The organism is Lactobacillus paragasseri (genome assembly GCF_003584685.1).
GTDB classification, from domain to species: domain Bacteria; phylum Bacillota; class Bacilli; order Lactobacillales; family Lactobacillaceae; genus Lactobacillus; species Lactobacillus paragasseri.
On sequence record NZ_AP018549.1, the window covers coordinates 637,941 to 650,618 of the forward strand.

Below are 12,678 nucleotides of genomic sequence, written 5' to 3' on the forward strand. Positions count from 1 at the left end.
TTATGTTAAAGTAGAAACTGATTCTGACCCCGTAGTTCATCTGGATAGAACAATGGTCTCCTAAACCGTAGAGGTGAGTTCGAATCTCACCGGGGTCATAATTAAAAAGGTATGTACTTCAATTATAAGGAGTACATACCTTTTTGAATATCAGACGTATTTTAATGGATTGATAAAAATTTTCAAAACAACCCAGAGAAAAATAATTAATAAGATGGCAATAATTCCAATTAAAAAATATTTAGTCCTTCGGGGATAGGAATTTCCTAAAAGAAAAACCAGACAGAACACTATAATGGTAATCAGAATTGCAGCCAGAGATAAAAAACTAAACATAATATATTTCACTTTCCTTATAATATATAAGTATAAATTAGTTCGGCTAATAGTACCAAAGAAAATTGAATTAGGCTATAGTATAAGAGATAAGCTATAAGGCGAGGAAATATTTATGAAGAAAATCAAAGTTATGACTGTTTTTGGAACTAGGCCAGAAGCTATTAAGATGGCCCCCTTAGTGTTAAAGCTAAAACAAGATGAGCGGTTTAAGGAAATAACGGTAGTAAGTGCGCAGCACCGTGAGATGCTTGATCAGGTGTTAGATATTTTTAAAATCAAACCTGATTATGATTTTAATATTATGCACAAAAATCAAACTTTGGAAGATATTACTTCAAAGGTATTGATTGATATGGCAAAAGTAATCAAAACAGAACGTCCAGATATCGTTTTGGTTCATGGTGATACAACCACTAGCTTTGCGGCTGGTCTTGCAACGTTTTATGAACAAACTACTTTAGGTCATGTTGAAGCAGGTCTTAGAACCTGGAATAAATATTCACCGTTTCCTGAAGAAATGAATCGGCAAATGACAGATGATTTAGCAGATTTGTATTTTGCACCAACTGAATTAAGTAAAAAGAATTTAATTAAAGAAAATCATCTAAGCGATAATATTTATGTTACTGGAAATACGGCAATTGATGCATTAGAGCAAACAGTAAAAAAAGATTATCACCATGACGTTCTTGATGAGATTAAACCTGGCAATAGAGCTATTTTAGTTACTATGCACCGTAGGGAAAATCAAGGTGAACCGATGAGACGCGTTTTTAAAGTAATGAAGCAGGTAGTTGATAGTTATGATGATGTAGAAATTATTTACCCGGTTCATCTTTCACCAAGAGTTCAAGAAGTTGCAAAGGAAGTATTGGGCGGGGACCCTCGAATTCACTTGATTAAACCACTTGATGTAGTTGATTTTCATAATTTGGCTAAAAGAAGTTACTTTATTATGACTGATTCAGGTGGGGTACAAGAAGAAGCACCTTCTCTTGGTAAACCGGTATTAGTTTTACGCGATACGACTGAACGCCCAGAGGGTGTTGAAGCAGGAACTTTGAAGCTTGTAGGCACTGAAGTAAATAAGGTTCATGATGAAATGATTCGCTTACTTGAAGACAAGAATGCCTATGATGAAATGGCTAATGCTAAGAATCCATATGGAGATGGCAAGGCTTCAGATCGAATTATGGATGCAATTGCTTATTATTTTGATAAAGAACATAATCAAAAACCAGCAGATTTTAGATAAAAATAAAGCTCCAGAAATTAATCTGGAGCTTTTTTCATTATTTCTTATTAAAATGATCTTTAAATTTTTTAGCAAACTTGTTACTAGTATTAAGGAAAATTGATTTAGTAGTTAAATAGTTAAAAATACCTACTAAAATTTGATCGACAATTTTTACAAAAAGAGCATTCCAGTGAAGCCAGGAAATACCAACTAACATAATTAAGTTATCAGGAATCAAACTGATAATTCGGTAAATAAAGAATAAACATAATTGGTAAACAACGCCATGCTGCTTATCAACATTTTGAATGAAGACGCCATGTTTATTAAAAGAAAAAGAGGCTAAGTTAGAAATAATGAAAGCGACTGTGTTGGCATAAATTACTGGAATTTTCCAAACATTATGAAATAAAAGAAAGCAGACAATATTGATAACTGCTGCTAAAAAGCCAAAGATAACGTAAACATAAAAGTTTCGGTGCCTGGCAACAAGCTTACTTCCAAGCTCTCGTAACTGGGCTTGGGTAATCTTTTGCCCCTTTCTTTTATGATGATTTTTAGTCATTAAATGCCTCGACTATTTCTTCGGTAGCTTGATCAATTAAATCAATATCTTCGTCATCAACAGCGTTTTCGATTTTTACTGGTTTTGCTACTTCAACTGCGCCGCACTTAATAAATGCCTTTTCAAAGTCATCTACGTTTTCACAATAATGATCTTTGTATGTTTTATCTCCAGACCCCATAACGGCGAATTTTTTACCCGATAAGTCAAGAGTAACTAATTGGTCATAAAAGTCTTTTAATTCATCAGTCATCACACCTTCGCCGTAAGTATAAGTAACCATTACGCAAAGATCAGCATCAAGATAAGAAGAAGCATCTGCAAAACTGACATCAATATTTTCTACGTCAAAACCTGCATCTTGTAAATTTTCTTCTAAAATTTCTGCCATATCTTCATCATTACCAGTCATACTGGCAAAGACAATCTGTGCTTTCATGTAAAAAACTTCTTTCTATAACGTTTTCTCCTATTATACTAAAGAAAGTTGGTGGTTTGTAATCTTAAGAGAAATTATTTAAGAAAAGCTTTATAATGAATGGTTGAGACTGTCTTAATGACTACTAAATTATGTTTATTTAAGGTATGCTAATAGTATATAAATATTAAAAAAGGAGATTTTTTAATGATAACAATTAAGTCAAAACGTGAACTTCAGGGTATGCAAAAATCAGGTCGCGTTTTAGCAGCAATGTTTGAAGGCTTACGTGATGTTATTAAGCCTGGAATTTCTACTTGGGAAATCGAAGAATTTGCTCAAGATTTTATGAAAAAACATGGTGGTCGTCTTTCAGAACAAGGTTTTGAAGGCTATAAATACGGCACTTGTATTAGTGTCAATGACGAAATTGCACATGCCATTCCTCGAAAAGATAAGATCTTAAAAGAAGGCGACTTAGTTAGTGTTGACGTAACTTGTAACGTCGATGGCTATGAAACTGATTCATGCACTACTTACGGCGTTGGTGAAATTTCTGCTGAAGATCAAAAATTAATGGATGTTACCAAAAAGGCAATGTACATGGGAATTGATCAAGCTGTAGTTGGTAATCGTATTGGTGATATTGGTAGCGTTATTCAGAACTACGTTGAAAATGAAAATGGCTACGGAGACGTTCGTGAATTAGTTGGTCACGGAATTCAACCATCTATTCATGAAGATCCTGAAGTTCCTCACTGGGGTAAGGCTGGTCACGGCTTACGTTTACGTGAAGGTATGACAATTACTGTTGAACCAATGGTCGAAGCTGGTGGTGATTGGAGAATTGAACAAAAGACTGTTTCTGATCCAAACGATGACTGGGTTTACTACGCAACTCCAGATGGCTCAAAGTCAGCACAATTTGAGCATACTTTTGCTATCACTCCAGATGGTCCAAAGATTTTGACTTTGCAAAAGCCATATGATGGCTATGAAAAGTATCTTCCTCATTTTTTAGATGAAGATTAATAAGTAAAATATTTTATGAAATCTTTTCTCAATCAGACTAGGAACCGTACAGCAAATTTTATTCAATTACTATCAAAACATATTAGCCAGGGTGAAATAAACCAAAATTCCATTATTATTGCTTATTATGTATTGTTAAGTATTTTTCCAATCATAATTATTATTGGAAATGTTTTACCTTTATTTAGTATTGATACCAAGCCAATTGCTCGTTATTTAGAATTGATTTTTCCAAGTCAAGTTTCAAGCTTAATTATGCCGATTGTTAATGCTTTATTGAAAAAACATTCAAGTGGATTTATTTCCTTAGGTATTGTAGTTGCAATTTGGTCATTGAGTTGTTTGGTTAATTCGATTCGCTTGGGCGCAAATAAAATTTATGGCGTTGATAAGCAAGAAAAGGGAAAATCTTGGTGGAATTATTTACTAGCCAGAACTTTCACTTTTGCTTTATCAGTAATTTTAGTAGTTGGATTTTCAATAATAATTTTCATTTTCACTTTTGGTAGACAAATTATGGAATTTTTGGCTCCAATTTTTAACCTATCCTTATGGTGGGTTTATAAATTAGAAAATTATCGCTGGCCGATCATAATTTTAATGACAGTGATAGTGAATTTGTACATTAACTATGTAATTCCAAATATTCGAGTTCAAAAACGTGTGGTTTGGCCAGGAGTATGGTTTACTGTAATAAGCTGGAGTGCCTTATCATATTTCTTTGGGTTATACCTAAGACAATTTGGGACACGCTGGCAAAATTACGGGATTGTAGGCTCATTTATTATCTTTATGCTTTGGCTTAATGTAGGTTCATTCTTATTATTGCTGGGTATTTGTATTAATGCAGCAGGAGACGAACTAAAAGGTAGAAAGATTGAATACAGTCAAAGCCCGATTTTGAGAATTTTTAGAAAAAACAAAGAATTACCTAAATAAGTTGACGTAAGTTTGGTAAAATACATTATGGAAAGCTTATTTTTGTGAGGAGAATAAAATGAAAGTAAGAAAAGCAGTTATTCCAGCAGCTGGATTAGGAACTAGATTTTTACCTGCAACTAAGGCTATGCCTAAGGAAATGGTACCAATTGTTGATAAACCAACAATTCAATTTATCGTAGAGGAAGCAAAAAAATCAGGAATTGAAGATATCTTGATTGTTACTGGTAAGAACAAGCGCTCAATTGAAGATCACTTCGATGCTAACCCAGAACTAGAACAAGATTTGGAAGAAAAGGGTAAGACTGAACTTTTACACTTGACTCAATCAATTACTAATTTAGGTGTTAACCTTTACTACACTCGTCAACCACACCCAGCTGGTTTAGGAGATGCGATTTTAAGAGCTCGCAGCTTCGTTGGGGATGAACCATTTGCTGTTATGCTTGGTGACGATTTGATGGACGATAAAGTTCCATTAACTAAGCAATTGATTGATCGCTATGACAAAACACATGCTTCAACTATTGCTGTTATGCCTGTACCACACGAAGAAGTTTCTAAGTATGGTGTTATCGATCCAGATAACGAAATTGAACCAGGTTTGATTAACGTTAAAGCCTTTGTTGAAAAGCCAGATGTTGATAAGGCACCTAGTGATTACGCAATCATTGGTCGTTACTTATTGACTCCAGAAATTTTTGATATTTTAGCACATCAAAAACCTGGTCGTGGTGGTGAAATTCAATTAACTGATGCTATTGATACTATGAACAAGACTCAACGAGTATTTGCTCACGTATTTAACGGCGAACGTCATGATGTTGGTAACAAGGAAGGCTACCTTGAAACATCAATTGAATATGGTTTATCTCACCCACAAATTAAAGATGATTTACGTAAGTACATCATTGCAATGGGCCAAAAATTACAAAATGAAGATAAAAAGACTAATAAGAAAAAATAATAATTTTTATTAACATTTTAGAAAGAAACTATCGATCGATAGTTTCTTTTTTTGATAAAAAATTTTTTTCGTTTTTGCGTAATAGTAATTAGAAACTTTTCATAAAAAAGGAGATGCCTATGCGCAAAAATGAAAACGAGTTAGTAGCTAAGATCACTGATGATCCAGTATTCAGCTGGGTAATGGAACAGGATGATAATTGCTGCAAACTGTTGCAGGCAATTTTGCCTGAATTGAATATTACTCGAGTTGAGTTTGAAACACAGAAGAGATTGAAGTTTCATCCTGAAAAGCGAGGGACAATTCCGGATATTTTAGCTTATGATCAAGAAGGAAGAGTATATGACATTGAACTACAGGTATTACAGAATAAGTTTCTTGCTCAACGAATTCGATATTATTTTTCAATGATTGATCAGAATTTGTTGATGAGTGGTGGTAAGTATCGAGATTTACCAGAAACTTATGTGATTTTTATTTTGCCAAATGATCCATATGATCAAGATGAAAAATACTACGAATTTGCCTTTCAGCAGTTGAAGCGAAAAAATCCATTGGTGCTTGATACTAAGCAACACGCAATTATCTTAAATGCGAGTGGGAGTATTGGTGAGGTTACACCGCGTCTACAAGGCTTTTTTGACTTGATTCATGATAAAATAAGTACAAAAGATGAGTTTATTGAAAAATTGAATCGAGAAGTTAAAAAGTTTGGTACTGATCCGGGAAGGAGAAAGGAACTTATGGATTATCAGATGCGACTAGATGATGAGAGAGAATTTGGAAAAGAACAGGGAAAATAAAAAGAGCAAATTTCTTCAATCAAGAGACTAATAAAAATGGCTCGGCAATTTAAAGCAAGCGATGATTTTATCTTAAAACAGCTTATGGAAGATTATGGCGATAATTTTTCAAAATCAGAATTGCAAGAGTTTATTAAAAAGAATAAATAAAATTAAAACAAGAATTATGTAAAAAAGAACATAATTCTTATTTTTTTAGTTAAAAAGTGTAATCTTTTTGCCAACTTCTTGTAAGTAGTGAGAAAATATAAGTAACACTTTTTATAAGGATTAAATGATGATTGAATATAAAAATATTTCGAAGAAATATCAGGATCAAGAAATCCTAAAAGATGTTTCTTTTACAGTGAAAAAAGGAGATATCTTCGTCTTAGTTGGACCTAGTGGTAGCGGCAAGACTACGCTACTAAAAATGTTTAATAGACTGATTGAACCAACAAAAGGTGAGATATTGTTAGATGATAAATCAATAAAAGACTACGATTTACGTAAATTAAGAGAAAAAACAGGCTACGTTTTGCAGACGGCCAGCTTGTTTCCAAATTTGACTGTTGGTGAGAACATTACCATTGTCTTAGAGCAAGAAGGCGTTAGTCGAAAAGAGCGACGCAAGAAACAAGAAGAATTACTAAAGTCAGTTGGTTTAGACCCAAAATTGTATTGCGATCGGATGCCAAATGAGCTTTCTGGTGGTGAGCAACAAAGAGTAGGTATTATTCGTGCGCTAGCTGCAAATCCTGAGGTAGTTCTTATGGATGAGCCTTTTTCTGCACTTGATCCAGTAGTGAGAAAGCAATTACAAGATTTATTGCTTAATCTCCATGATCAGCTCAATAAGACGGTGATATTTGTAACCCACGACATGCAGGAAGCAATTCGGCTAGGCAATACAATTGGTGTTTTACATAAAGGCGTCTTAGAACAAGTGGGTAAGCCCAGAGAAATTTTACGTCATCCTGCAACAAAGTTTGTTCGAGAGTTTTTTGCCGGAAATCGAATTAATCAAAAACTTGATCTAGAAACCTTGCTCAAGAGCGAGTTGGGAGTAGATCCAAGATTTTATCCAAAGGTAGAGACTTTAGTTCGCTATCATGTCTACAGTGTGCAAGATTTGATTAAGGATTGTTCTAATCATCCTGATAGTTTATTTATTGCGGAAACGGAGTTTGGCGAATTTCTAATTGAGCCAAAACGCGTTTGGAATTTCTTTTTAAAGTGGGTGGCTGGAAATGATTAAATCTTTGTGGCAAATGCTGATAACAGAACATGATCAAATTTGGGCTACAACGCTTGTTCATATTAAAATTTCATTGATTGCGCTTCTTATCGCAATGGTCATTGCAATTCCGCTAGCTTTTATCTTAAAAGGACATAAAAAGGCAGCTGAATTCACACTGCAAATTGCTGGTATTATCCAAACTATTCCAAGTTTAGCAATTCTAGGTTTGCTTCTACCATTTGTCGGAATTGGTACGACGCCTGCAATCATTGCTTTAGTTTTATATGCAATAATGCCAATTTTTCAGAATACTTATTCAGGTTTAACAGATATTCCTGATAACTTAGAAGAAGCAGCAACTGCTTTTGGTCTGACTAAATGGAAAAAGCTGCAGCGATTAGAAATTCCAATGGCAATGCCAATGATTTTTGCCGGAGTTAGAATTGCTTTAGTAATGATTATTGGTACCGCAACTCTTGCAGCCTTGATTGGTGGTGGCGGACTAGGTACTTACATTTATGTCGGTATTAACTCAAATAACAATACTGAGGTTTTAATGGGTGCGATTTTATCTGCACTACTTGCCTTAGTATTTAGTGGTGTTTTAAAATTTATTGCTAAAAATAACAAACGACTCAAGTGGGGAAGTATTATTATCGCTGGAATTTTGCTTATTTGGGGCGGAAGCAGTTTATATAGTCACTTTACCAGCACTTCAAAGAATGTCGCTGAACCTAAGCAAACAATTACAATTGCCGGGAAAATGGGCTCTGAGCCTGCTATTTTAATTAATATGTATAAGGATTTGATTGAGAAGAATGATCCAAATACAAAGGTAGTCTTAAAACCTAATTTTGGAGGAACAACTTTTTTGTTCAAGGCACTTCAAACAGATAAGGTTGATATTTATCCTGAATTTACAGGAACAGTCTTACAAACTTTAGTGAAAACGGGCAAAAAGACTGGTAATGATCCAAATCAAGTTTATGTTGAGGCTAGAAGCGATTTAAAGAAACAATTTGACATGGAATACTTAAAGCCAATGGCTTATCAAAACGGCTATGCCTTAGCAACAACGCAAAAATTTGCGAAAGATAACCATCTAACAAAGATGAGTGATTTAAATCGAGTTAATAAAAAAGTTCATGCGGCTTTTGATCCAGACTTTACTTCTTTAAAAGATGGATATCCTGGTTTAAAGAAAATTTACAAGTTAGATTTTGCTTCAATTAAAAGTACTGAATCAAGCATTCGATATCACGCTATTGCGAATAATCAAGCTAATATTGTTGATGGATACACTACTGATGCTGAGATTAAAAAGTATAACTTAGTGATGCTTGATGATGATAAAAAATTCTTTCCGCCTTATCAAGGTGCTCCGTTAATGAAGGCAAAGTTTGCAGAGAGAAATCCTCGAATTGTAAAGGCATTAAATAAATTAGCTGGTAAAATTACAACTCAAGAAATGCAGGAAATGAATTATCAGGTTAATGTTAAGCATGAAAAACCAGCTGAAGTAGCCCATGATTATTTGGTAAAACATGGATTAATTTAGAAAAGAGATAAGAATGACAAAGTATACAGTAAAAAGTGAGTTAACTGGGACTCCCTGGCAAATTGAAAATAGAACCAAAAAACATAAATTTATCGTAGATGAATCAGCAAGCGGTAAAAATGTTGCTCCTAATCCAGTAGAATATTTAGCTGGTGCAGTAAATTCCTGTATCTCAATTTCTGCGGGGATGATTGCTAACGTCCACCATCTAGACGTAAAGAACTTCAAGGTGACAAATCAAGCGATTACTACTAAGTTAGGCCATGGAAAATCAGTTGTCAGTGAAATGTTAATTACAGTTTCCTTTGATAGCTCCATGTCTAAAGAAGAAAAGCAGGACTTTTTAGCACATACCTTGCATGTTTCAACGGTTTATCAAACAGTCTCTCAAAGCATTAAAACTTATGTAGAATTGGAAGATTAATTTATAAAATACTCTTAGTTACTCGGACTAAGAGTATTTTTGCTTTTTTAGGAAAGATAGGGCAAGATATAAATTAATTGATATAGTCCTACTTTTGTTTTTGTCTTTAGTTTTGATGTTTGCGAGCTATGCAATTTTATCAGATAAGTTAATCAACCATCATCAAATTAGTAAGGGCTTCGTGCTGATGTATAGTCATATCGCAATTGTAGTTTCGATTTTATTATCGACAGTATCTTTGCTTTATTTACAAATAAAAAATGTAAATAAATCATTTCTATTTTTCTTACTTATTGGCTCACTAGGTTTGTACTATTTTTCCTTAACTATTAATCAAATATATAACAAAAATACGTGCAAATTTGCCATTCGTGATTTTCTCACATTAATAACTATTTTCTCGTTGGGAGCAGTTTACTTATGGTTGGTAATAAGTTCTGAATTAGGTATTGCAATCTGCTTATTAATTTGGAACCTGGTATTTTTCTTAGATTTTCTAATGAAAAGCAAGAATTCTTTAAAATAGTGTAAGTGTGATTATTAAAAAATCTTTGACTGCTATAATATTAGTAAATCAATAAAGAAGGTTTAATATGGACATTTATGGTGGCTACGCCCCAGTTTTAGATAAACTACTTAATCAAATGCTGGAATATTTTAGAAAAGAAAATAGAATTCACCAAGAGCAAACCGGGGACAGTCTTTATGAACACTTAATTGGTCGAGTAAAAAGACCCGAAAGCATGATTGAAAAATGTCAGCGAAAAGAGCTCCCAGTAACTCCAGAATCAGCAATGAAAAAAATTCGAGACAGCGTTGGAATTCGGGTTGTCTGTAATTTCATTGACGATATTTATACTTGTATTGACTTGATTCAGGACTGGGATGATGTAGCAATTGTTAAACAAAAAGACTACATTACCAATGCCAAGCCCAACGGTTACCGTTCTTACCACATGATTTTAGATGTTGAAAGACCTGAAAAAGACATTGAGGGCAATACTCCAGGACACTACTACGTTGAAGTACAACTTCGAACAATTGCAATGGATACTTGGGCAAGTTTAGAGCATGAAATGAAGTATAAGCATAAGATAAAGAATCCTGAAATGATCGGTAAAGAGTTGAAGAGAGTTGCGGATGAATTGGCGTCTTGCGATGTAAGTATGCAGACCTTGCGTCATTTGATTAGAGAGGAAGACTAACTTAATGAAAATTTTACTGGCAGAGGACGAAGAACAGTTATCTCGTGTTTTGGTAGCAGCAATGAAAAGAGTTAATTATGATGTCGATGCTGTTTTTAATGGCAGAGATGCGGTAGAACTTGCTAAAAAGAATTCATATGATGTAATTATCTTAGATATCATGATGCCAATTATGGATGGCATTACTGCGCTGAAGCAAATTCGTAAAAGTGGCGACAAGACCTATGTATTAATGCTTACTGCAAAAGCAGAAATTGATGATCGCGTAACTGGTTTAGATAGCGGGGCAGATGATTATCTGACTAAACCATTTTCATTAAAAGAGTTGCTCGCTCGTTTACGTTCAAAAGAAAGACGAGATGATCAATATACTCCTAATGAGGTTGAGGTTGGCGATCTAGCCTTGAATGTATCTGAGCAAGAGCTAGTAAGTCATAATTCAATTCGCTTAGGAAGTAAAGAGACGCAACTTTTGAATTATTTGATGCTCAATGAAGGTAAAGAATTTTCAACTTCAGACCTATTAGCGCATGTTTGGAAAGATGAAGACGATGCTAATGAAGAGGTAGTCTGGATTTATATTTCTTATTTAAGACAAAAACTACAATCGATTCGAAGTTCAGTTCAGATTGTAGGCGAAAAAGGCGGTAGTTTTTCATTAATTAGGTAGGTGAGATTAATGATTCAAAAATTTCGCTGGAAATTTATTGGAATGTCGATTACGGCGCTGTTCGTAGTTTTAGTTATTACATTAGGTACATTACTTGGAATTAGCTACACTCAGAGCCATAATGAAGTCGATCGAGTATTGACAACCTTAGTCAATAACCAAGGTCAATTAACACCGCGTAACGCTAAACCAGTTTTTGGTAATCAAAAAGATCCAATTAATAAAAATTTCTTAGCTGGTGAGTATAATCCAGAAGCTATTTTTCAGTATCGCTATTTTACGGTTGCAAGTACTAAGAATAATACACCTAAAATAATAAACGACGCTAACGTGTACGATGTAGCGCAAAAGAAAATTATTAATACGAGTAAGCAGGTTTTTAAGGATAAAGTAACTAGTGGATCAGTCAGTATTGGCAATAATCAATATGCTTATCGAGTAGGTAAGGACCAAAAAGGTAATCAGTTTATTGTCTATTTGAACGAATCGCTGATCTATCATCGATTTTCTCTCTTATTTAGAGTTTCAGTGGTGCTGGGATTAATTGCTTTAATTGTTTTTGCACTGATTCTAATCTTAGTATCAAAAAAGGCAATTGGACCAATAATTACTACTTATCATAAGCAGCGCGAATTTATTACTAATGCAGGACATGAATTAAAGACGCCTTTAGCAATTATTTCGGCTAATACTGAAATGGAAGAAATGCTGGGGAATAATTCAGAATGGAATAAAAGTACAAAAGAGCAGGTTGATCGCTTAACTCGGTTAATTAATCGTTTAATTGCTTTAGCTAGAACCGGTGAAACTGGAGAAGTAGTTTTAAATAAGGTTAACTTTTCTGAAATTGTTAAAAAGAATGTTACTAGCTTTAAGTCGGTCATGCAGAAGAATGATTTGAAATATAATGCGATAATTATGCCAGATTTGTATGTAAAGGCCGAAAGAAATATTTTAAGTGAATTGACTAATATTTTATTAGATAATGCACGAAAATATTGTGATAAAGATGGTGAAGTTAAGGTAAGTTTGACTAAGGGCAGACTTGGTACAAATGCAATTTTAAAGGTTGCAAATACTTATAAAGAAGGAAAGGGGAAAGATTATTCTCACTTCTTTGAAAGATTTTATCGTGAAGATGAATCTCACAATTCAAAAAAATCTGGTTTTGGTATTGGACTAGCAATGGCGCAAGAAATTGTGCAAACTTTCCATGGTAAGATTCATGTTAATCATAAAGACGAGATGATTGTTTTTACAGTGATTTTAAGATTAGCAAAATAAAAGCAGTTAGTTTTCAGT

The 12,678-nt window shown here is 33.9% G+C and carries 12 protein-coding genes, 1 tRNA gene and 1 pseudogene; 12 read left to right on the top strand and 2 right to left on the bottom strand.

What is annotated here, in order from left to right; genetic code table 11:
* Positions 1-25 precede the first annotated feature (25 nt).
* Both LpgJCM5343_RS03020 and wecB read left to right on the top strand, forming a co-directional pair.
* A tRNA-Arg gene (locus tag LpgJCM5343_RS03020) sits at positions 26-98 on the top strand.
* 353 nt (positions 99-451) lie between these two features.
* Entirely contained in the window at positions 452-1,594 is a 1,143-nt protein-coding gene (gene wecB, locus LpgJCM5343_RS03030; RefSeq protein WP_101890527.1) for a non-hydrolyzing UDP-N-acetylglucosamine 2-epimerase, read from the top strand.
* A 37-nt stretch (positions 1,595-1,631) separates the two neighbouring features.
* On the opposite strand, the gene LpgJCM5343_RS03035 is transcribed toward wecB, so the two are convergent.
* Together LpgJCM5343_RS03035 and LpgJCM5343_RS03040 are read right to left on the bottom strand one after the other, a co-directional pair.
* Entirely contained in the window at positions 1,632-2,141 is a 510-nt protein-coding gene (locus LpgJCM5343_RS03035) for a GtrA family protein (RefSeq protein WP_101890528.1), read from the bottom strand.
* Positions 2,134-2,580 carry a flavodoxin gene (locus LpgJCM5343_RS03040; protein ID WP_003649178.1) on the bottom strand — a complete coding sequence of 149 codons (447 nt, stop codon included), beginning with the start codon at positions 2,578-2,580 and terminating at the stop codon, positions 2,134-2,136. Before LpgJCM5343_RS03040 ends, LpgJCM5343_RS03035 begins: the two co-directional genes overlap by 8 nt.
* 186 nt (positions 2,581-2,766) lie before the next feature.
* On the opposite strand from LpgJCM5343_RS03040, the gene map reads away from it, so the two are divergent.
* The 10 genes and pseudogenes from map to LpgJCM5343_RS03095 all read left to right on the top strand — a co-directional run bounded on the left by map (position 2,767) and on the right by LpgJCM5343_RS03095 (position 12,660).
* Positions 2,767-3,591, top strand: coding sequence for a type I methionyl aminopeptidase (gene map / locus LpgJCM5343_RS03045; protein WP_003649177.1), 825 nt, complete (start codon positions 2,767-2,769; stop codon positions 3,589-3,591).
* Between the two features lie 15 nt (positions 3,592-3,606).
* The gene (locus LpgJCM5343_RS03050; protein WP_003649176.1) at positions 3,607-4,530 is read left to right on the top strand and encodes a YihY/virulence factor BrkB family protein; all 924 of its coding nucleotides are present in this window, start codon (positions 3,607-3,609) and stop codon (positions 4,528-4,530) included.
* A 58-nt stretch (positions 4,531-4,588) separates the two neighbouring features.
* Positions 4,589-5,497 carry a UTP--glucose-1-phosphate uridylyltransferase GalU gene (gene galU / locus LpgJCM5343_RS03055; RefSeq protein WP_003649175.1) on the top strand — a complete coding sequence of 303 codons (909 nt, stop codon included), beginning with the start codon at positions 4,589-4,591 and terminating at the stop codon, positions 5,495-5,497.
* A 119-nt stretch (positions 5,498-5,616) separates the two neighbouring features.
* A pseudogene (locus LpgJCM5343_RS03060) lies at positions 5,617-6,450 on the top strand (Rpn family recombination-promoting nuclease/putative transposase).
* Positions 6,451-6,574: 124 nt separating this feature from the next.
* Entirely contained in the window at positions 6,575-7,537 is a 963-nt protein-coding gene (locus LpgJCM5343_RS03065; RefSeq protein WP_003649173.1) for an ABC transporter ATP-binding protein, read from the top strand.
* Positions 7,530-9,077, top strand: a complete 1,548-nt coding sequence (locus LpgJCM5343_RS03070) for an ABC transporter permease/substrate-binding protein (protein ID WP_077959118.1) — start codon at positions 7,530-7,532, stop codon at positions 9,075-9,077. Before LpgJCM5343_RS03065 ends, LpgJCM5343_RS03070 begins: the two co-directional genes overlap by 8 nt.
* Positions 9,078-9,090: 13 nt before the next feature.
* Positions 9,091-9,501: an OsmC family protein gene (locus tag LpgJCM5343_RS03075; protein ID WP_003649171.1), complete on the top strand. Its 411-nt coding sequence runs from the start codon at positions 9,091-9,093 to the stop codon at positions 9,499-9,501.
* 593 nt (positions 9,502-10,094) lie between these two features.
* Positions 10,095-10,706 carry a GTP pyrophosphokinase gene (locus LpgJCM5343_RS03085; protein WP_101890529.1) on the top strand — a complete coding sequence of 204 codons (612 nt, stop codon included), beginning with the start codon at positions 10,095-10,097 and terminating at the stop codon, positions 10,704-10,706.
* A 4-nt stretch (positions 10,707-10,710) separates the two neighbouring features.
* Entirely contained in the window at positions 10,711-11,376 is a 666-nt protein-coding gene (locus tag LpgJCM5343_RS03090; RefSeq protein WP_101890530.1) for a response regulator transcription factor, read from the top strand.
* A 9-nt stretch (positions 11,377-11,385) separates the two neighbouring features.
* Positions 11,386-12,660: a sensor histidine kinase gene (locus LpgJCM5343_RS03095; RefSeq protein ID WP_039157071.1), complete on the top strand. Its 1,275-nt coding sequence runs from the start codon at positions 11,386-11,388 to the stop codon at positions 12,658-12,660.
* Positions 12,661-12,678 lie beyond the last annotated feature (18 nt).